The sequence below is a fragment of the Xanthomonas floridensis genome (assembly GCF_001642575.1).
In the GTDB taxonomy this organism is placed as follows: domain Bacteria; phylum Pseudomonadota; class Gammaproteobacteria; order Xanthomonadales; family Xanthomonadaceae; genus Xanthomonas; species Xanthomonas floridensis.
Genome location: NZ_LXNG01000019.1, coordinates 1 through 20,193, shown reverse-complemented (window position 1 = coordinate 20,193; position 20,193 = coordinate 1). Strand labels below are relative to the sequence as shown.

General features: G+C 62.8%; 20 protein-coding genes and 1 pseudogene. 12 read left to right on the top strand and 9 right to left on the bottom strand.

Annotated features, from left to right (window positions below):
* The first annotated feature begins 177 nt into the window (after positions 1 to 177).
* The 4 genes from A7D17_RS12005 to A7D17_RS11990 all read left to right on the top strand — a co-directional run bounded on the left by A7D17_RS12005 (position 178) and on the right by A7D17_RS11990 (position 2,728).
* Positions 178 to 558: a hypothetical protein gene (locus tag A7D17_RS12005; protein ID WP_064509292.1), complete on the top strand. Its 381-nt coding sequence runs from the start codon at positions 178 to 180 to the stop codon at positions 556 to 558.
* A 14-nt stretch (positions 559 to 572) separates the two neighbouring features.
* The gene (locus A7D17_RS12000) at positions 573 to 1,697 is read left to right on the top strand and encodes an XVIPCD domain-containing protein (protein WP_153041936.1); all 1,125 of its coding nucleotides are present in this window, start codon (positions 573 to 575) and stop codon (positions 1,695 to 1,697) included.
* Positions 1,698 to 1,925: 228 nt separating this feature from the next.
* A complete protein-coding gene (locus tag A7D17_RS11995) occupies positions 1,926 to 2,285 on the top strand; it encodes a hypothetical protein (protein WP_064509290.1) in 360 nt (119 codons plus the stop codon).
* Positions 2,286 to 2,353: 68 nt separating this feature from the next.
* The gene (locus tag A7D17_RS11990) at positions 2,354 to 2,728 is read left to right on the top strand and encodes a hypothetical protein (RefSeq protein WP_082861930.1); all 375 of its coding nucleotides are present in this window, start codon (positions 2,354 to 2,356) and stop codon (positions 2,726 to 2,728) included.
* A gap of 105 nt (positions 2,729 to 2,833) precedes the next feature.
* On the opposite strand, the gene A7D17_RS11985 is transcribed toward A7D17_RS11990, so the two are convergent.
* Both A7D17_RS11985 and A7D17_RS11980 read right to left on the bottom strand, forming a co-directional pair.
* A complete protein-coding gene (locus A7D17_RS11985; protein ID WP_323210186.1) occupies positions 2,834 to 5,026 on the bottom strand; it encodes an ATP-binding protein in 2,193 nt (730 codons plus the stop codon).
* Between the two features lie 441 nt (positions 5,027 to 5,467).
* Positions 5,468 to 6,433 (bottom strand): hypothetical protein, encoded by a 966-nt coding sequence (locus A7D17_RS11980; RefSeq protein WP_064509289.1) that lies wholly within the window; start codon positions 6,431 to 6,433, stop codon positions 5,468 to 5,470.
* 162 nt (positions 6,434 to 6,595) lie between these two features.
* Here A7D17_RS11980 and A7D17_RS11975 point away from each other — a divergent pair, with 162 nt between their 5' ends.
* The 3 genes from A7D17_RS11975 (at position 6,596) to A7D17_RS11965 (ending at position 10,257) form a co-directional block, all read left to right on the top strand.
* Positions 6,596 to 8,116 carry a helix-turn-helix transcriptional regulator gene (locus tag A7D17_RS11975; RefSeq protein WP_064509288.1) on the top strand — a complete coding sequence of 507 codons (1,521 nt, stop codon included), beginning with the start codon at positions 6,596 to 6,598 and terminating at the stop codon, positions 8,114 to 8,116.
* 131 nt (positions 8,117 to 8,247) lie between these two features.
* A complete protein-coding gene (locus A7D17_RS11970; protein WP_064509287.1) occupies positions 8,248 to 8,427 on the top strand; it encodes a CsbD family protein in 180 nt (59 codons plus the stop codon).
* Positions 8,428 to 8,862: 435 nt separating this feature from the next.
* Complete coding sequence (locus A7D17_RS11965; protein ID WP_064509286.1) at positions 8,863 to 10,257, top strand: serine hydrolase domain-containing protein; 1,395 nt, start codon at positions 8,863 to 8,865, stop codon at positions 10,255 to 10,257.
* Positions 10,258 to 10,331: 74 nt separating this feature from the next.
* Here A7D17_RS11965 and A7D17_RS11960 read toward each other — a convergent pair whose 3' ends face one another.
* On the bottom strand, positions 10,332 to 10,673 hold the full coding sequence (locus A7D17_RS11960; protein WP_064509285.1) for a winged helix-turn-helix transcriptional regulator: 342 nt from the start codon (positions 10,671 to 10,673) through the stop codon (positions 10,332 to 10,334).
* A 128-nt stretch (positions 10,674 to 10,801) separates the two neighbouring features.
* Here A7D17_RS11960 and A7D17_RS11955 point away from each other — a divergent pair, with 128 nt between their 5' ends.
* Positions 10,802 to 11,233: a DoxX family protein gene (locus A7D17_RS11955; RefSeq protein WP_064509284.1), complete on the top strand. Its 432-nt coding sequence runs from the start codon at positions 10,802 to 10,804 to the stop codon at positions 11,231 to 11,233.
* Positions 11,234 to 11,568: 335 nt separating this feature from the next.
* Here A7D17_RS11955 and A7D17_RS11945 read toward each other — a convergent pair whose 3' ends face one another.
* Positions 11,569 to 12,192, bottom strand: coding sequence for a dihydrofolate reductase family protein (locus A7D17_RS11945; RefSeq protein WP_064509282.1), 624 nt, complete (start codon positions 12,190 to 12,192; stop codon positions 11,569 to 11,571).
* 442 nt (positions 12,193 to 12,634) lie between these two features.
* On the opposite strand from A7D17_RS11945, the gene A7D17_RS11940 reads away from it, so the two are divergent.
* Entirely contained in the window at positions 12,635 to 13,816 is a 1,182-nt protein-coding gene (locus A7D17_RS11940) for an MFS transporter (protein ID WP_064509281.1), read from the top strand.
* Positions 13,817 to 13,957: 141 nt separating this feature from the next.
* Here the strand turns inward: A7D17_RS11940 and A7D17_RS11935 are convergent, their stop codons facing one another.
* Complete coding sequence (locus A7D17_RS11935) at positions 13,958 to 14,290, bottom strand: winged helix-turn-helix transcriptional regulator (protein ID WP_064509280.1); 333 nt, start codon at positions 14,288 to 14,290, stop codon at positions 13,958 to 13,960.
* Positions 14,291 to 14,631: 341 nt separating this feature from the next.
* Here A7D17_RS11935 and A7D17_RS11930 point away from each other — a divergent pair, with 341 nt between their 5' ends.
* The gene (locus A7D17_RS11930) at positions 14,632 to 15,078 is read left to right on the top strand and encodes a hypothetical protein (RefSeq protein WP_064509279.1); all 447 of its coding nucleotides are present in this window, start codon (positions 14,632 to 14,634) and stop codon (positions 15,076 to 15,078) included.
* A 75-nt stretch (positions 15,079 to 15,153) separates the two neighbouring features.
* Here A7D17_RS11930 and A7D17_RS25240 read toward each other — a convergent pair.
* The 4 genes and pseudogenes from A7D17_RS25240 to A7D17_RS11915 all read right to left on the bottom strand — a co-directional run.
* Positions 15,154 to 15,438, bottom strand: a pseudogene (locus tag A7D17_RS25240) (Imm1 family immunity protein); the annotation flags it as partial.
* Between the two features lie 73 nt (positions 15,439 to 15,511).
* Positions 15,512 to 16,054: a demethoxyubiquinone hydroxylase family protein gene (locus A7D17_RS11925; RefSeq protein ID WP_064509356.1), complete on the bottom strand. Its 543-nt coding sequence runs from the start codon at positions 16,052 to 16,054 to the stop codon at positions 15,512 to 15,514.
* A 135-nt stretch (positions 16,055 to 16,189) separates the two neighbouring features.
* On the bottom strand, positions 16,190 to 16,597 hold the full coding sequence (locus A7D17_RS11920; RefSeq protein ID WP_064509278.1) for a VOC family protein: 408 nt from the start codon (positions 16,595 to 16,597) through the stop codon (positions 16,190 to 16,192).
* 280 nt (positions 16,598 to 16,877) lie between these two features.
* Positions 16,878 to 17,369, bottom strand: coding sequence for a hypothetical protein (locus A7D17_RS11915; protein WP_239692172.1), 492 nt, complete (start codon positions 17,367 to 17,369; stop codon positions 16,878 to 16,880).
* A 107-nt stretch (positions 17,370 to 17,476) separates the two neighbouring features.
* On the opposite strand from A7D17_RS11915, the gene A7D17_RS11910 reads away from it, so the two are divergent.
* A complete protein-coding gene (locus tag A7D17_RS11910; protein ID WP_064509354.1) occupies positions 17,477 to 18,130 on the top strand; it encodes a hypothetical protein in 654 nt (217 codons plus the stop codon).
* A gap of 20 nt (positions 18,131 to 18,150) precedes the next feature.
* Positions 18,151 to 20,046, top strand: a complete 1,896-nt coding sequence (locus A7D17_RS23660) for an XVIPCD domain-containing protein (RefSeq protein ID WP_064509277.1) — start codon at positions 18,151 to 18,153, stop codon at positions 20,044 to 20,046.
* The last annotated feature ends 147 nt before the right edge of the window (positions 20,047 to 20,193 follow it).

The following is a 20,193-nucleotide window of genomic DNA, read 5'->3' as shown; positions in this document are numbered from 1 at the left end:
CTTGAACTCACCATCCAGCGCCAGTCAGCCGATGACCATGTCGACTAACCGCGCTGGAAGATTTCATACTATGCTTCGATGCACGCCCTGCGAGTCATTGGAATGCGCGAATGGGATCCTGACGGTGCGGCTAGCAACCCTCACGGGCTGGCATTCGCTAAACATCTAGGATGTAAAATGCCGGCACTGCACACGCATATTCCATCAGCGCAGGTCATTGCGCTCGCGGTTCTTTTATTTTTCACTCCATTGGCCGCGTGTACCATGCAAACCACACAAGACTTCGATGCAACCGTATGGAAATCGCAACGCGGCGTCGGCCTTGAAGAAAACAAGCGAATTTACATGGTGGGAGCGCTGAAACAGGCTATTCATGTGGGAATGCGCAGGGATGACGTCATCTCGCTATTAGGCCCGCCCGATTACACAAGAATTGGTGAAACGACTTCCAGGGACGTGTACTACCTCGGCGTTTCACCCTATGCAGTTGATACACAGAAATACGATATCGAATATAAAGACGGGAAAGTGATCAGTCACCACACCGTACAGGGTTAATGAGGGAAACAAGGATGTCCGACAAATCTGATTTGGATCAAATCCGTAACCAGTTTCAGGTGCAGGACGATCAGATGATCCAGTATCACCCACGGTTTGCGGGGATGGTAAACATCCCATTTACGCCCTCGATCGAGGTCACCAGGACTGAGGGAAAGCTCATGGACGAGATGACCTGGAGTCGGGGCCTGCAAGGCCTGCTCGAACTCAAGGAAACACATGATCTGGCGTTTCGCGAGAGCAAGCGGCACGTCCCGGACCAGCCAGTTCCCGAAGGGATTCCAAAAGAGCAGGCTGAGGAGTGGCAACTCAATGACGGGCATCGCGATGCCTTTCGTCATACCTACTGGAATGCGCTGCTTGCCAAGGAATTCGGCAACGAATGGGCGCAGGCATTCGCCACCGCGCACGAGGGAAGGCCGGGCAATCCTGCAAACCGCGAGGCGATGGACTTGTACAACAACCAAGTTGGAAGAGGCATCGCCGCAGCCCATCCCGGTGCGTCCAAAGAGCAGCTCGCGCAGCTGGTAGGCGAGGCCATGAAGGAAGGCAAGTTGATCCTTATGGATCACCAGGGAAAGCTTGCCTGGAGTGACCAGGTCAAGGTAGGGCAGCATGGCCTGTCACCCGAGGACGCAATCCAACCATTTCTCCCCACACCAGCGGTTGTGCCTGCAGCGCCGCGTACGTCTGGTTTGTTCAGCGCTGCTGGCCCGACAGACACTTCGCTGACACCGGACCAGCCCGGCCATCCGCGTCACGCGCTGCATCAACAGTGCCAAGCAGGCGTCGCAGCGCTGGGCCAGCAGATAGGACACGAGCGCGACGAGAAGAGCGCTTGTATGACCGCGAGCCTGACCAATCTCGCCGTGGCCAATGGCCTTGAGCGCGTTGACCATGTGATGTTGAGCGATCAAGGCAAATACGCCAATCAGGCACAGCAAGTCTTCATCGTCCAGGGTGATCCCGGCAACCCCGCTCATTTGCGGGCGCAGATGCCCGCAGCTCAAGCGGCCTCAACTCCCGTCGAAACTTCGTTCAGCGAACTGGCGCTTCTGGAACAGCGCACGCCTGATGTGCAAAGTCGGCAAGCTGCCACGCAGCAACAGGATGAGCAGCTCAAGGCGCAACGCGTCTAGCGGCGAGAGTGTCTGGTCGCTGACGCAGTCCGATCGGCTTTTTCAGCCGTCGCAGACCTTGTCGTCGATCGCGTCGAGGCGTCGTCGCTCGCAGGTCTGCATCTGCACAGGGCTGCGAAAATGAAATGCAGCAGACAAATATGACGCGTTGGCGCAGCGCATGAGCTTCCTTTGCGCAGCGATCGCATTGGCATCGGCTTGCAATCCAGTGTTTGAAGCGGGCGTGGGATGCCTGCGCTCCTGCCCGATACCCTGCCAGACCTGCTGGGGGCGCTGCGCCTGAATCCGGCGCTCAAGGTGTTTGCGGTCAGCGGTTATCACGATCTTGCAACGCCGTTCTACAGCACCGAAAAGCAACTCGCGCGGTTGCGCACCATCCGCAATCTCGATGCCGATGTGCAGGTGGCCACTTACGCGGGCGGCCACATGACCTATCTCGACGACACCTCGCGCCCGAAGCTGCAAGCCGACCTGACCGCCTACTACGCCAACGCGCCGATCGCCGATGCGGTGCCGCTGGCCTTGCTGGATTCGCCAGGGCCGGACAATCGCAATGTCGATGCCGCTCCTGCGACGGCAACGCCATGATCGCTCCGCTCATCCATCGTGAGGAACTTCTGATGCGCCTGCTCCGCTGCGTCCGTTACTCCACTGGCATGCTCGGCGTGGTGGCAACCACCGTCGGGGCACAAGCGTTGCCACCGCAACGCGTCGCGTCCATCACAACCACCACCGCCCGCCACGGAGGGATCGACGGCCCCTTCATGCCTACCGGTCACGTCGGCGTGGAAACGGTACGCACGGACAGCACCGGCGACACCCTGGAAGATCAGGCGCAACAGCGCATCGCCAGCACGCTCGGCGTCGACGGTGCATTGGCGCATGGCGATGCACTCACCAAGCAGCAGGCTCAAGCGCGCGGGCTCGGGTTTGTCGCCACGCACTTCGAGCAGATCGATCGCAGCGGCAGTGGGCGCGTCACGCTGCAGGATGTCGAGGCGTACTTGCGCGATCGACGCCGCGACAAGTGAAGCAGACCGCTGCAACCGGCAACCAACGCAGCGTGCCATGGACGCACGCTGCAGTGGTCGCGGTGCAGGATGTCGCAGCGCAGGTCAGTGCGTGTGCCTGTGCACTCACGCCTGCGCGGCGATCAGCTCCTTCACCCGCGCGGTCAGCACGCTCACGCTGAAGGGTTTGGTCAGCACTGCCATGCGCGGTTCCAGGTGGTGGTCGTCCAGTAGCGCGTTCTCGGCAAAGCCGGTGATGAACAGCACTTTGAGACCGGGGCGATGCGCACGGCTGGCGTCGGCCATCTGGCGGCCGTTCATGCCGCCGGGCAGGCCGACGTCGCTGATCAACAGGTCGATGCGCACCTCCGACTGCAGGATGCCCAGGCCGGCCACGCTGTCGCCGGCTTCGATCACGGTGTAGCCGAGCTCCTGCAGTATTTCGCCCAGCAGCAAACGGATGGACGGTTCGTCGTCGACGATCAGCACCGTCTCGCCGGCATCGGTGGGGGTGAGTTGCAACGGCTGCTCGTGTGCGTCGGTTTGCGCCGTAGCGCCCAGATGCCGCGGCAGATAGATGCTCACCCGCGAACCCTTGCCCACTTCCGACTGGATGCGCACCTGGCCGCCGGACTGCTTGGCAAAGCCGTAGATCATCGACAGCCCCAGCCCGGTGCCCTCGCCCAGCGGCTTGGTGGTGAAGAACGGGTCGAACGCGCGCGCCACCACATCCGGTGGCATGCCGGTGCCGGTATCGCTGACGCACAGCGACAGGTACGGGCCCTGGCGCATGCCCAGTTGCCGCGCCAGGCCGTGGTCGATCCAGTGGTTGCTGGTGTCGATGCGCAGCTGCCCGCCATCGGGCATGGCATCGCGCGCGTTGATGCACAGGTTGAGCAGCGCGTTTTCCAGCTGCGAGGCATCCACCAGTGCCGGCCACAGCACCGGGTTGGGCACGCTCTCCACCCGGATGCCCGGCCCTACGGTGCGCTGCACCAGCTCCAGGATGTCGACGATCAGCTGGCTGACATCGGTCGGCTTGGGCAGCAGCGTCTGCCGCCGCGCGAACGCCAGCAGCCGGTGCGTCAGCGATGCCGCGCGCGTAGTGGCGCTTTGCGCGATGCCGAGGTAACGCGGTAGCTCGGCAAAACGCTGCTGCTCCATGCGCAAGGTCATGAGTTCCAGCGCGCCGGAAATACCGGCCAGCAGGTTGTTGAAGTCGTGCGCCAGGCCGCCGGTGAGCTGGCCCACCGCTTCCATCTTCTGCGATTGTCGCAGCGCCTCTTCCACCACCATCAGCTCGCTGGTCCGTGCGGTGACACGCTGTTCCAGCGTCTCGCTCAGTTCGCGCAACGCGGCCAGGGCGCGGTCGCGTTCTTCGGACAAGGCGTGGCGCGCATCGATATCCAGCAACACGCCGGGAAACCGCAGCGGCGTACCGTCCGGCGCATGTTCCACCCGGCCGTTGGCTTCCAGCCAGTAGTACTTGCCGTCGCGGCGCCTGACCCGGTACTGGTGCGCATACGCACCACCGCGTGCCAGTACCTCGTTGATCGCTGCGCGCAGGCCGTCGCGATCGTCGGGATGCACGTTGGCTATCACCAGTTCCAACGGCAAGCCGGTACGGCTGCTGGATGGGTCGAAGCCGAAGTTCTCGGCAAACGCCTCGTCCACCGAAAACGCATCGTTGGGCAGGTCCCAGATCCAGGTGCCGATGATGGCCCCGGCCGCCAGCGCCAGCTGCACGCGCTCGGCGTTGCGGCGCGCGGCGGTTTCCGCTTCCAGCGCCCGATCGCGTTCGGTGGTGCGGTTGACCACCTCGTGCACCAGATGCGTGTTCTGGTTGCTCAGCATCGCGTTCTGGATGTCGCGATGCCGCTCGGCCGCGACTTGGGCGGTGGTTTCGATGGCGATGTTGAGCAGCCCCACGATGCTGCCGTCCTCGCCGCGGATGGGGGATGCGGTGGTATTCCAGTAGGTGGTTTCGTAGACGCCATTGCGCAGCATCGGCAGGGCGATGGCTGCCTGGGCGTACCCATCGCCGGTGCGCATCACCCGTGCGAAATCGTCGGCGATCGGTGCATAGGTTTCGCCCCACACCTCGGCCACCGGCTGGCCCAGCGCATGCGGGTGGCGGTCGCCCAACGACTGCAGGTAGACGTCGTTGTAAAACATGCGCAGCTGTGGCCCCCACAGCACCGCGCCCAGCAACCGCGCATTGAGCATGATCGACAATGCCGAGCGCAGCGACTGCGGCCAGGTGTGCGGGTCGCCCAGCGGCGTGGCGGCCCAGTCGTGCGCGCGGATGGTCGCGCCCATGAACCCACCGCCAGACAGAAACTCCAGACCGCTCGGCGCAACGACGGGGTGGGCTGTACTCACGTGGCGGCCGTGCCTGGTAGGAAGTGGCGGCATTGTGGCACGCAGGCCGGGCAGGACGCGGGCTGCAGCGGCGAGCGACATGCGCTGCGGCCAACGTGTTTAGGCACGCCGCAGCCAGCCGCTGGCGTGGTGCACCGCATGGCGGTTGGCGCCACTCCCGTGCTGCGGACGGCGCAGGTGTGGCGGCCGCGCTGTGGATGAAAAAACACCGGGCCATCCCTAGAGGGCCCGGTGTCGAGCGAGCCGCGGCATCCGTCGCCGCGAAGGGTTACCCCGGTGCCTTGCTCAGGTCCACTCCCTGGAACGTGGCGCCGTCTCCCGCCGCGGCGCCTTGCTGCGGGCAGCGGCATGCCAGCGCATGCCCGGAGCCTGCAGGGCCTACACCACGACGATCGGGTCGGTACGGCGTCCCGCACGGCCGGCGCCAAACGCGATGCCTGCGCCCAGGATCAGCAGCACCAACGTGGTCCAGGCCGCGCGGGAGATACCGCGTGCGGCCACGTCACCGGCCTGGCGCGCCTTCTGCTCGGCGCTGCGCTTGAGCGCGGCGTACTGCGCCATGGCCTGCTGATAGGTCTGCGCGTAGTTGTCGGCAATCTGCTCGGCCTGCGCGCGCGGCTTGCCGCTGCGGGCCATGATCAGGTTGACCAGCGCATCGCGGTCGGCGGCATCGATGGCCGGCTTGGCCTGGGCACGTACCCGGTCGAACCAGGCGGCGAAGGCGTCGGAGGCCTGCTGCGGGGTCTGCGCCGCATCGCCAGCGGCGGCCTTGCCGTCATCGCGCACATCCTCGGCCTGGGCCTTCAGACGTTCGGGGTCAAGTTCGGCCTTGCCGGTCTGGCGCAGCAGCGTGTCCAGCTGGCCGCGCAGGTCGCCCCAATCCAGGTCGATGCCCTGCTGTTTGAGCGCATCCTGCACCCCGTTACCCAGGCTCGGCGCGGCTGCGGCGATGCCCTGGCCGGTCAGCGACAAGCCCTTGCCGACCACGCCCGACACGGTACCGACCGCACTGCTGGCCAGCCCGGCCACCAACCAGGTGGTGACCAGCGACGTGACTGCCCAGCTGAGCAAGCCGTGGGTGCCGCCACGCGCGGTGGCCAGGCGGCCGGCGACGAACGCGCCCAGCGCCACCGACACCAGCGTGCTGAGCCCCAGCCAGATGCCGGCGCCGGTGCCCAGCCCGCTGACCGGGTTGGCCTCGCGCAGCGGGTCGATGGTGGACGCGCCGATCGCGGTGCCCAGCACGCTCAGGGTCAGATACGTCACCAGCGCGATGGTGCAGCCGGCGAGCACGGCGCCCCACGACATCTTGGGGGCGTAGGAAGGACGGACAACCTGTGCCATGGAGTGGCCTCATTGCAGTGAAAGTGGGGCCAGTGTGGAAGCGGCGCCGGCTTGACGCCTGAGCCGGATGCACCAGTGCAGCTAGTGCATTCGCGTCAGGCAGCCGCTACCGTGAGCGCCCACTGTTGCTCTCTACCGCCGTTGTTTGCCCGAGGGTCACCCATGTCGTCAGGCAGTGAAGCCACACTTCCCAGCAGCCCGCCCAGTTCCACCAATCGCCGCCAGTTGCAGCAGATCATCACCGGCTTGAGCGAAGGGGTGATCCTGATCGAGCCGGATCAGACCATTACCTGGGCCAACGAGGCCGCGCTGGCCATGCATGGCGCCAGCGAACTCGCCGAGCTGGGCGCCACCGTCAGCGACTACCGCGCTCGCTTCCAGCTGCGCTATCGCAACAACCATCGCTTGAACGCCGGCAACTACCCCATCGACCGCGTGATTGCCGGCGAAGTGTTCAACGACGTGGTGGTGGAAGTGTTCCGCGAAGGCACCGATGCGCAGTGGGTGCATCGCGTGCGCAGCCTGGTGCTCACCGACGCGCAAGGCGAGCCGGATTGCCTGGTGCTGATCGTGGCCGATGCCAGCGACTGGGCCAGCGCCGAACAGCGCTTCGAACGCACCTTCAATGCCAATCCCGCGCCGGCCTGCATCTGCCGGCTCGAGGACAAGCGCTATATCAAGGCCAACCAGGGCTTTCTGGAAATGACCGGCTACACGCGCGAAGCGGTGGTGGGCAAGAGCGTGTTCGAAGTGGACGTGATGGAGATGGCCGACCGCCGTGAGCTGGGGCTGGAACGGCTCAACGAGGGCGCCACCATCCCGCAGATGCAGGCCGAACTCAGCCTGCCCGATGGCACCACCAAACTGGTGGTGGTGGCCGGCCAGCCGATCGAGATCGGCGAAGAAGCCTGCATGCTGTTCACCTTCATGGACCTGGAGCCGCGCCGCCGCGCCGAGGTGGCGTTGCGTCAAAGCGAGGAACGCTTTGCCAAGGCGTTCCGCATCACCCCGGTACCTACCTTGATGTGCAATGCAGAGACCTTGCAGATCGTGGAAATCAACGATGCCGTGTCGCAGATCACCCAGTACGCCACTGAAGACATCGTCGGCAAGCCCATCGAGGAAATCGGCCTGTTTCCCAGCCGCCAGGCCTACCAGCAGTTTCATCGCGCACTGGCCGAAACCGGCAGCATGCTCAATGTCGAATACGCCATTGCGCGCAAGGACGGCGAGCAGCTGGACTGCCTGGTCTCCGCAGAAACCGTCAGCATCCACGGCGTGCAGTGCTATCTGCTGTCGCTGATGGACATCACCGACCGCAAACGCACCGAGATGGAGCTGGTGACCGCCATCGAAGCGGTGATGCAGGACGCGTCGTGGTTCAGTCAGAGCCTGCTGGAGAAACTGGCCAACGTGCGGCGCGCCAACCGTCCCAGCCAGGCCAACGGCTGCGGCATCGCCGAGCTTACCGACCGCGAACGCGACGTGCTCGGGCACATCGCCGAGGGCCTGGCCGACAAACAGATCGCGCAGGAACTGGGCGTCTCGCCCAACACGGTGCGCAATCACGTGGCGGCGTTGTATTCAAAGATCGACGTGCATAGCCGCGGTGAGGCCATCGTGTGGGCACGCGAGCGCGGCTTTGCCGGCCGTAGCAGCAAACCGGCAGCGCGCAAGAAGTAACTGCACACGTTGGAGCGAATGCACTAACGCGGTTAGTGCATTGGCAACTGGGCCGGCCGAACGCGAGCGCACATCATGCTCACACCGGCCCAGACAGACTGGCCGGGTTCCCAAACTACGAGAAACGTCCCATGGATAAGAACCGTATCGAAGGTACCGCCAAGCAGGTCAAGGGCTCGGTCAAGGAAGCCATCGGTCGCGTCACCGGCGACAAGAGCACCGAGCTGGAAGGCGCCGCCGAAAAGAATATCGGCAAGGTCCAGGCCAAGGCCGGCCAGGTTGCCGACAAGGTCCGCGACGCATCCAAGTAAAAAGCAACCTCCGTGTCGCGTGGCGTATTGGCCCGCATCGAGGCCGCGCCGCGACAGCAGTAATCAACTGTTACGGGTAACGCGTCGCGACGCAGATGGATTTGCTGACTTGTACGAGAGATCGCACCGGCGCCCCGACTTGATCGGGGCGTCGGCGTTTGTGGGGTCTGGAGCATCTCGCTCCATCGGCCTGAATGCGATGAGGGCGTCTCCAGCGCGGCCTGCGCTCGCCAGCAGCTGCGCCATCCACTGCGTCGCGCAGCGTGCAAGCTCTGCCAGACGGGACCACGCGACCGGAACAACCAGGGCCCTTCCGACCACCAACGCCTGCTTTGCCAACTGCCTGGCCAGCACGATCAGCGCCACCGCTTTGTGCTGAGCTATGGTTCCTGTGATGATCCGCGAACCCACTAGCTGCCACAGTAGGCGAACCGGATGACGCGTCTCACGCTGCTTGCTGCCGCCCTTCTGCTCTGGACTGCCACTGGCTGGTCCAAGCCAGTCTCGCCGGCCCCGACACCCGAGAAGATCTTCCATCGCTGGCTCACCGCCTTCAATCAGGGCAGCACGCAGCAGCTGCAGGCGGTCATCACCACGTACAAGATCGACCGTAACGCACAGCACGATGCCGACCTGCATGCATCCATGGGCGATTTCAACGTGCTGACCGTGAAATCCAGCAGCCCCAGCAAAGTCGAAGTGATCGTGCAGGTACAACCGAGCGAACGTGCCCTGTTGGTGACCGTCGAGCTGGATCAGACCGATCCCGTCGATGTGCGTCTTTTCCAGATTGAAGGTGTGGAATTACCTGCAGCATACCGTCCCAAACGCATGCAGATTCCAGCGCTTGCGCAAATGGCAACCCAGCAATTGGAGGCACTGGCCGTCGCAGACAGCCTGTCCGGCGCGCTGGCGGTAACCAAAGACGGCAAGCCGCTGTTGCAGTGGCAGGGCGGATTGGCAAATCGATCGGCCGCACTGGCGGTCTCGCCGGAAACACGGTTCAGGCTTGCATCGTTGAACAAGATGTTCACCGCCGTGGCAGTGTTGCAATTAGTGGATGCCGGCAAGCTATCGCTCGATGGCACCATCGACCGCTACCTGCCTGCTTACCCCGACCAGGCCATCGCCGGTTCCATCACGGTGCGCCAACTGCTCAACCACACCAGCGGACTCGGCGAGATTTTCGGCGACGATTTCAGCAGCTATTCGCAAACCCTGAAAACGCACACCGATTACATCAAGCGATTCGGCGCGACGCCTCCAGAACAGATACCCGGCAGTCAGGATGGCTATTCCAACTTCGGCTACATCGTACTTGGCGCGATCGTCGAGGCGGTCAGTGGCCAGTCCTACTACGACTACGTCGAGCAACACATCTACCGCGTGGCAGGTATGGCATCGACAGGGTCGGAGCCGGAGTCGACGCCAGTGGCGGGCAGGGCGATCGCATATACCAAGCGAGACGGCACCTGGCAGGCGGAAACCGCATCGCTACCATGGCGCGGAATGGCGGCCGGTGGCGGCTACAGCACAGTAGCGGACATGCTCAGATTCGGCGAAGCACTGCGTACGGGCAAACTGCTGTCGCCTGCATTGCTGGAAGCGGCCACCTTGCCGCAGAACCATAAACACTGGTACGGCTATGGCTTCATGGTCAGCGGACAAGGGGAAGAAAGACAGTACGGACACGAGGGCGGAGCGCCGGGCGCGAATACTGCATTCGTGGTAGTGCCCTCCAAGGGCTACGTAGTGGTGGGTTTGAGCAACACCGATCCCGGTGCGATGGAGAACGTGGTGAACTACATCGTGCGGCGGCTTCCGCTTTGAAGGCAGCGGTATCGAACGTTGTTTGATGCCCCAACGCCGGTCTGTACTTGCGAAACGGCGAGTCAACTTCGCAGTCAAGCCCCCGGCTTGCGCCCGCGCGACGCAGGCCGTTTCGCGACGGTGTCTCCGTGCTGCTGCCACCACGCGGTCAATGCCTCCATCGTCGGACCAAGTCCGCGTGCCTTGGCCGTGATTGCGTATTCAACGCGCGGCGGCACTTCTGCAAACACCGTGCGGGTGATCAACCCATCCGCTTCCAGCTCGCGCAACTGCGCGGTCAGCATGTGCTGGGTGATGCCGGGGATCGCCTTGCGCAGCTCGCCGAAGCGATACATGCGTTGATTGAGCAGCCACATGATTTCCAGTTTCCACTTGCCCGACAGCAGCGAAAATGCGCGCCGCATTTCCTCGTGCATGTGCTTCCGCCCGCGGCAATGGTCTGCTTTTTCATACTAAGCACCAGATATTCATCCTACTTTTCAATAGTCATCTTAGACGACATTCTGCGTGCACTTGGCAACCGCCTGTCGCACACAAAACCCCCATGACCGCCATTTCTGTTTACTGGATCAGTACCGCCTTGCTTTCGTTGCTCTATCTGACCTCTGCCGGGCTGTACATCGCCAAAGGCGAGTTCGTGCGCAAGGCACAGGCAGAGCTGGGCTATTCGGCACCGCTGCTGGTGCCTTTCATTATCGCAATCAAGCTGCTGGGCCCGCTCATCATCCTGTCGCGCTTCAACCTGGCGCTCAGTGACCTGGCCTATGCCGGCATCCTGTATCACCTGCTGTTGTCCGGCATGGCTCACCTTGGCGTGCGCAAGCCCAAGGGCGCACTGCCGGCGGCGTTGGGCCTGGTGTTTCTGGCCGCTTCGTTCGGCACGCAAAACGCCGCACGCCAACCATCGTCGCCCTATGCGCCTGCCGCCGCCGAGCTGCACGCCTTGCTTTCTCCATCAGACGCCGCACCGCTCTAGAGCGTGTTATGCACTTTGAGATGAGATGCGTTGGCCGTCAGCGGTGCGGAGCGGGTGCTGCGTGGCGCCGGCTTGGCTGGCGCCAAGGCAAGCCGCGCGGCGCCGGCTCCGTGCCGCTGACGGCCAACCCTCCGGGAAGCGCCCTGTGGCGCGCCGATACCGCGTTGCGCGCCTTGTCTCGACGCGCCACAGGACGCTTCGCACTCACCTCAAAGTACATAACACGCTCTAAGCAGGGCTGTCATCGCGGCAACCCTCATCGCGCGGCAGACGCCGTCCCCGCTGTGCGCTCGCTGCCAGCCGCGACGTACCAGCACTGACGCTGACGCACTTGCTCACACCGGCCGATACGTTTGCGCCATGAATCCGCTGGGGAAGGTCTTGGTACCGACCAGCGTCAGCGGACGTGGGGTGGGCAGGCCATCGAAGATCGGCAAGCCCTTGCCCAGCACGATCGGGTACACGCCCAAGACATACTCATCCACAAGATTGTGCGCAATCAAACTGCGCGCAAACGCCGCACCGCCATGGGCGATGATCGGTTTGTCGCCCTGTGCCTTGAGCCTGGCCACCTCCTCGGCAAGATCGCCACTGGCCACATAGGCCTGCGACCAACTCCGGGCGCCAGCCTGCAATGGCACGCCGGTAGCAGCGGCCTGTGCCTGCGCCGCCGCGAGCACGGAGACGGCCGCTTCCAGCACTCCCGCGCCCTGCGCAGAAAATACCGCCTTGGGGATCTGGTTCATCGGCGGCGCAAACGGCGAGTCGGCGGTCGGCCAGAACGAGGCCATTCCTGCGAACACACGGCTGCCCATGATGTGCAGGCTGGCCTCCCACGCAGTGGCGACCTTCCAGGCAATCGCCTCCTGGTCGCCGCTGAATATCCAGTCCACCTCGCCATCCGGCCCGCTGACAAAGCTGTCCAACGATACCGACATCATCAATTTCAGCTCGCGCATTGCAGTTTCCTTGTGCGCCCCGGCAGGAGCGATACGTGGTGGGCAGGAAGACAGCCTTGCAACAACGACGAACGGACTGTACGGAATTGGACATGCGCGTGCACTGACTGCCTGCCGCCATGTGGACCGTCCGGCGGCGGGCGCGGCAGGGCCGGGAGAGCCTTCGTTCCCGCCTCTGACGATCGAGGGAGCTTCGCCGGCATCTTTTCGGGGTGCTGCAGCCTCATAGGTCCAGGCACACCTCATCGGCTCGCGAGCGAGAGCGGCGGGCAGGCACCTGCAGTAAGCTCATCGCCACGACACGACCGCGTCTGATGGGGTCCCGCGCCATGCCGGCAGCCGTAGACACCAGGCATGACGTACCTTCAGCTCGGCGTCCGCGACCAAGATGGCGATGCGCACCCATAAGGCCCATTCGATGACGTACGCAGTGCCAGCACCCATGCGATCCAGCACTGCGCTGCTGGTGATTATCGTGGCGCAGTTGCTGGGCACTTCGTTATGGTTTTCGGCCAATAGCGCGGCCGACGACTTGATGCGGCAATGGGGCGTGGGTGCAGCGGCAATCGGGTGGCTGACCATGGCCACGCAGGTGGGCTTCATCCTGGGCACGTTGAGCTTTGCGCTGAGCGGGTTGGCCGACCGGTTTGCGGCCAGCCGCATCTTTGCCAGCTGCGCTGTCGCCGGGGCGGCGTGCAATCTGGGTTTTGCGCTAGTTGCCAGCGATGTCGCCACCGGAATGGTGTGGCGTTTTGCGGTGGGGCTATGCCTGTCCGGCATTTACCCCATCGGGATGAAGCTGGTCGTGCAGTGGGCGCCGCAGCATGCGGGCAAGGCGCTGGCGTGGCTGGTCGGCATGCTGACGTTGGGCACGGCATTGCCGCAAGGCATCAAGGCGGCGGGTGGCGCGTTGCCGTGGCAGACGCCGATGGTGGTGGCATCGCTCCTGGCAGTGATTGCGGCGGTAATGATCCTGCGCCTGGGGCAAGGCGCGGCTGCACCGGCTCGGGTGGGCGGCACGCTGGCGTTCGGCGCGGTATTGCAGGCGTTTTCGTTGAAGGACTTTCGCGCGGCCACGTTCGGTTACTTCGGCCATATGTGGGAGTTGTATGCGATGTGGACGCTGACGCCGCTGCTGATCGCGCGCGCCGGATTGGCGCAGGCGCTTGGGGTGAGCACGGCCACGTTGGCGTTTGCAGTGATTGCCGCAGGGGCGGTGGGCTGCGTGCTGGGCGGGCAGTTGAGTGCGCGCATCGGCAGCGCGCGCGTGGCAGCACTGGCGTTGCTGATGTCGGCACTGTGTTGCCTGGCGTTTCCGTGGCTGGGTGCGCAGTCGGGCCATGCGGCACTGGCGTTGATGCTGGTGTGGGGCGCCAGCGTGGTGGCGGACTCACCGCAGTTTTCCGCACTGGCTGCACGTGCATGCCCGCCTGCCATCGTGGGCAGCGCGTTGTCGATGCAGAACGCGATTGGCTTTGCGATCACGGTGATGGCGATCGGCGTGACCACGCGGTATGTGGACGCATTGGGGCTGCATATCGCGTGGGTGCTGCTGCCTGGCCCAGTGCTTGGGTTGGTCGCGCTGATGCCGTTGTGGCGCAAGCGGCCAGCAACCTCGGCGTGATGTGAGGTGGGAAATGCATGCCATGCGCGGTGGCATAGCGCCCTACCCGGCAGGGATGATCGCAATCGGCAAACCATGCGCGGTGGGCATAACCCAACTGATGCGATGCACCTCGCCCATACCGGTAGAGCGGCCCAACGCTCAACCCGTCGCGTTGCGCGCCTCGCCCCAGGTGAGCATGGCCTCCAGTGCGGGGCACAGTGCCTGGCCCCATGCGGTGAGGCGGTAATCCACCTGCGGCGGCACTTGCGCATACACGGTGCGTAGCACCAGGCCGTCGCGTTCGAGCTGGCGCAGTTGCTGGGCCAGCATCTTTTGCGAGATGCCGGGGACCAGGCGTTCCAGATCGGAGTAACGCTGCACCTGCCCGTCGAACAAGTGGAACAGCAACACCAGTTTCCAGCGTCCTTCGATCAGTTTGATCAGCGCTTCGACATCGCATGCAGCGGTGTCCGGAGTGTGCGGCTTTCCCATGGGTGCGTGACTGACCTTTGCGTGCGTGTTTGTGGGCGGCGATGCCGGTGCCGATGATGGCATAGACGTTTTGTCGTGGAGAACACGCCGTGGTACCCGCCTCGCCCCATGCGGCGCGTCGATATGCGTCATCGGCTGCGCTGATCGCTGTACTTGCTGCGCCGCAGGACGATGTCCGCATGTGGTTGCCGCGCACACGATTGCGTTGGGCGACCTTGCGTCGCGACATCGTTGTGTCGTAGCGGCGACAGACGTCAGAGACGGCCCTGAGCACCAAGCGGACTGAACCACCCGCATCGCCAACGCGTGGGCTAGGATCGGTGCGGACAAGGGGGAACACCATGGACAGGATCACCATTGCGCGCCGTGTCGCGCTGACGCTGACGGCGCTGTGCATTCTCGCGTGCGTACAGGTCGCGCCGGCGCAGAGCATGCGCTCGGCCACGGGCAAGGCCACGAGCAAATACATCCCGCCAACGCGGCAACCGTACAACGCGATGGCGCGCGACACCACGCCGTTCAATTGCGAAAAATACCGCGCGCACCCGCATCCGGGCATGGTGGGTTACTGCCAGGGCATCGAAAACATGATGCTGCGTCACGAGGCGCGCAGCCAGGGGCGCCCCGCTCCGTCGGACTCCATCATCGCGCTGCCGGGCCTGGGCACGGCAGAGGCCAAACAACTGGGTTACGCCTGCGTGGGCGGGCAAGCGATGAAGCGGCTGCGCAATGGATGGGAGCAGGTGTCGGCTGCCGCGGGTGGGTGGCAGCGGTGTCAGGGTGGGTGAGCGCGTTTGACCACGTTGTCTGGTGGACTCCAAGGGCGGATCCTGGCCGTCGCCAGCGTCGTTGTGCCACCGCACGAAGGGGGCAGCGAGGCCCGTCAGGATGAAGTGCTCGACGGCCTTCATGACGATCTCGGTTGGGTAGGCCCACGCCGCCGGATAGCTATCTACCTGGCCATTGGAAAGAACGTAGTCGATGGTCGCATCAGCCGGGCCGTCATAATCTGGGTTGCGAGAACTAAAGCCTACACCCTCGGGGTCGCGCAGATACATCAGCCAGCCCCTCCTATCGTTGATGAGCGCACAGAGTTGCTCATCGTTTGGACCGGTGTACCAAAGTTCCTTGCAGCGGGTGTCGCTCATCTGCGGCCTGCATACCAGGCAATCGGAGGGACACAGCACGTACGGGCGGGTTCGGCCCTTTTCGTCGGCAAGGTCATCGCCGCATACCCAACCAGATGACGGCCTCCGTGGAGGCGGACACGATGGGCGACAGCAGCCAGGGCCAGAACGTGCCCGCCTGGACGTGGCTGGCGGAGTGATCGTGGTGCTGCTGCTCCTCCGCAACGATGGAAGAGATCGCAGCGACAGCGGCGTGGTCACTCCGCTGCAACGCCACCAGCTGCTGTTGCAGGTGCCGGAGTACGACGCTCTCCACCGCCACCGTCGTGGCCGCGATGGCGCCGGATCCCATAAGACCCGTGATGAGGCCAAGGACCAGGCCACCGAAGCCGCAAAGCCAATAGCTGCGACAGCGTGGGCGGTGACGACGGCGCAACTCCGCCCAAAAGATGGAACGATGGCGCTGCTCGTGCGAACGGAACGCCTTGAGTTCATCGACCAGGCCGGGTGCGGTCAAGCGCGCCATGAAGATCTGCCCGCTATAGATGCTGATGGCGCCATGCTCGCCGGCGTGATTCACCTTGAGGATGCGATCGCCCAGGTCATGCGGTGCCGAAGAGCGCGCGATTGTGTCCATGCAGTCAAACACCAGGTGAGCGTACCCGCCAGGCGGGTGCGGCTTGAGCGATTGGCGGGGCGCGCCTGCGGCTTTGCACATGGCCCACGCCCGCACGATGGGCCCAACTTGGGCGGATGATTCGACACACGACCGTCAAGACGCTATCGCGTCATAGCCAGCAGCACTGAATTCAAGCAGGCAATAGCCATGCCCGAACGGATCTGCCATCAGCGCAATGCGCCCCCATGCGTTGTCGCGAATCACTGTCTCTTGCGTAGCGCCGGCGGCGATCGACTGCTCAACCGCCTGCTCAAGGTTGTCTACAACGAAGTCCAAGTGGACCGGCGTCCAGTGTCGCGCATAAGAGCGCGCTAGCTGCGCGCCTGGAAATGCCGGGGTTCCTTCCTGCTTGGCCAGAAGATACAGCGTGGAGGAGCCGCCAATGAGTTCAACCGCATCTGCACCGAACCGGCGTGCGGGGCGAAGTGCAAACGCCGCGCAGTAGAAGCGCTCGGCAGCTTCAAGATCATTGACGTCGATGTTGACGAGCATGTCTGACATGGCGCCTGACTCCGAGGATCGGCCAAGTGCGAAGCAAGGTTGACTTGACTGTCGCGTGGAAGAGCTTGCTGCCGCAGTCCCGGACTGGGCTGGCGCAAAGAGTACCACTGCGGAAAACGAGACCCTGTCATCGACGCTCATTCGATGGCGCCGGTGATTGGGAGCACCGCAACGACGTGAATTTGCCAAGGAAACTACCCGGTGTCTTTCGGCCTCGATGTGATGGCCAGTCCCTGTTGAAGTGCCGAACGCAGATCAGACACGATCCCGTCAGGCATCGTTAGACCGCGCTGGTACCGACCCAGAACCGTGTCAGGAAGACATAGCCGATAAGCGCCAGCGTAGCGAAAACAAGTCCATTCGCAATGGCATGATGCCTGCGCCCATCAGTGCCAGCCGCGGCGCGCTGCGCCACCTGTGCCCGATTAACACGGTATAGCAGGGACCCCAAGCCGATCATTGCCGCTGCGCCACATGCGAATGCAACGGGATGATGGGAGATGAGATAGCCCTGCAAGAACTTGCCGTGGCTGGGAACCGCAGCTTCCCAAGTGGCTGGCAGGGACTTACCTTGAAGGTCGAGATCGGCGACGGGCTTGGATGAAAGAAACTGGGTGACGACGTCAAAAGAGATGAGCAATGGCAACCAGATCAGCAGCTCAAGTATGTAAATGAAGGGAAATTTGATTCTTTCAAGCATCATGCTTAGGTTCTCCCGGGATGCATCCTGCTGTGTGAAAAATAGCTTTGTCGCGGTAAAAGTAGCGGACATAATAGCTTTGCTTCAACTGACTGTTGTAGGGCAGCTTGAGGCGACCTATGAACGAACCGTCTAATGACACACTGTATGCTTCACACCTCATCTCTCAGGATCTGCTGATGCGCTTCTCCCGAGCCGCCCTGCTCTTCCTAACCGCACTCAATGTTCCTGCACTGGGCGCTTGTGCTCATACAGTGTCCCAACCCTCGAAGCCGCTTGCGAAGGAGCACGCTGACATGACCTTGCCGGAGGCCGTCACGGCCGACAGAATTACGCTAAGCGTTGAGGAAATCGGCAATCGGTTCTTAAAGCTGATCGAGGGGCTGAAGTCTCGTGATGACCTAAGTCCTGAGCGCATTCGGGACGTAATGGGAATCACGTTGAAAAAGCCAGAAGCAGGACGACTGGCGGTGGGATACTGGAGCGCGGATCTGGCTGATGGTTGGCGATATGCTTTCACGTACGTGCCAGAGTCTCCTTCTTTGTTGAAAGGCGTCGACCTGACATTTCAGAACAGCGCAGATGATGGGGCGAGCATGTTCGCGATATGTTCGCTGGATTTCAATCACTTTGACAAAGCACTCCGAGCGATGGGCTTTGATGCTGCCCCCACCTATGGCCCGATTGGTCAGATAGAAGACTGGCGTTATACAAAGCTCGCTAACAATGGTGCTGGGGGAAACATCGTCATATCGGTGATCACTCAGAATTTGAATGACCGCGAACCAACGCAGCTTTGTGTCAAGTCGATTGGCACATTGAACGGGCGCTAGGTCACTCAGGAGAATAAGACATGGCCAAGCCAAGCCCACAGCTGGAAGCCGCGCTCTCACAGTTGTCTGCTGGGCAAGGCGTCAGTGGCGACCAAGTAGCACAGGTCCGCAATGCGCTAGCTTCCGATTCCAAGTTGCTCGCTCAGTTTGAACAGCAAGCGCAGGCCGGGCAGCTTCGAGGTTTCGCTGTGCAAGCTGCGAATGACCCGCAGCCAAATTTGACAGGAACCTACGATAAGCAGAGCGGGGTCGTTACGCTACCTGCAGCAAGCCTGCAGCCATCTAGCACTGCGGCAACAGCCGATTTGAAAGCTGTATTGCAGGTTCAGCAGATGTCGGTGTCGTTCGCTCACAGCACGTATCAGGACTCAGCCAGGAACCATCATCCGGTCACGCAAGACATGCTCGACAACCTTCAGTCGAGCATCAACAAGTCACCCTACCTTGCGGACGAGATCAAGAAAGCTGCTACGACTATCGATACATCCGATAAGAGCCATCCGCAAAGAGCTCAACTTGAAGGATTTGGTTTCGTTGGGCCTAGCGTTGCTGCCGGAGGGACGTATGACGGAAATCAAAAGGTCATGAACCTGCCCACGATTGGACTGCAGTCGGCATCACCCTCCACACCGGGCGGGCGCTTCAACCCACAAGATCTCACATTCGTCTTAGGCCATGAAATACAGCACAGTTTTAACCACAAGGCCAAGACTCAAGCAACAGCACAATTCTTAGCTGATGTTGATCGTCAAGCCAAGGTCGCCGGCCCGGTACATGACTATACAGATGAACTGGCGGCCTATATTCAGGCGGGATGGGAAGACGAGGCGAAGGCAGAGATTGCGGGTTGGAACGCTTTGCTGAGCCGCGAGAAGCAGCTTAACCCCGCTGCGAACGGCTTGGACTTGATGATGGCCGCCCGAACCACAAGGCAGATGGACTTCATATCAAGGGACCCTGCAAATCCCGCCGGGGCGATAGCGAAGCCGAATCTTGCCTTCAACCAAGACGGCAGCCTTTCACAGACGCCGGGAAACATCGCGGCGATGGGGCAGCATTATTTTGATCGGCCTTCACCGCTTTACGCGCAGCCAGGTCAACGCCCGGTGGGGCTTGGCGAGCACCGCAATCAGGCCGGGCAACTGCAGCCAACTGCGGACTACCCCAACTACTACGGGGTTTGGGCTGTGGAGCAGATCGTGCAGGCCGAAGACAAGGCGAACGTGTTGTATCAGGGCTCCCGGCCAAAGGTGACCATCGATATGGCGGCGTTGGGCTTGAAGGAGCGCCTAATCGAGAACGAAGGCCTGGACCGGGGCGCCAACAAGACGCCGTTTCCGTACCACGACAGCAGCACCGCGCCGCCCACCCTGCACCATTTCGATCACACCCAAGATGGCAGCGTGAGTCCGGCGCAGGACCATACCCATGTGCCGGTGGTGCCCAGCGCGCCTGCGTCAACCGCGCTGCGTGGCCCTGACGATCCCGCGCACCCCGACCACACCATGCTGGAGCAGATCCGCAGTGGCGTGCGCAAGATCGATGAAAGCGTGGGCAAGCCCTACGACGCGATGAGCGAGCGTGTCAGCCGCAGTCTCTTGGCGGTGTGCAAGGACAACCGCGATGCCTATCCGGGTGCAGGCGACCGGTCGCTGGCAGACAACGCGCTGAGCCGCGTGGACCATGTGGTGATGGGCAAGACCGGCAACGTGTTTGCAGTGGAGGGACGGCTGGATGACCCTGCACACAAGCGGGTGCATGTGGACATCGATCAGGCGATCCGTACGCCGGTTGAACAGTCGGACCAGAAGCTGCTGGCCGCCAATCAAACCATCGCCCAGGAACGCGCAGTTGCCCAACAGCAAGAACTGGCACGCGGGATGAGCGAACCGACTCAAGGCGCGCCCACTCGATAGGGCATTAGGGAAGGTCTGAACAACGCCATCGGAGGATGAGGTAAGCCGCATCGGTCGCGCCAATGACGCTCAGGCCTGCGGTTTTTGGCCGTTTCCGGCGCATGTGCGCGGTGTTGCCCCTGCTACAGGCACACCTTCCCCACGGCA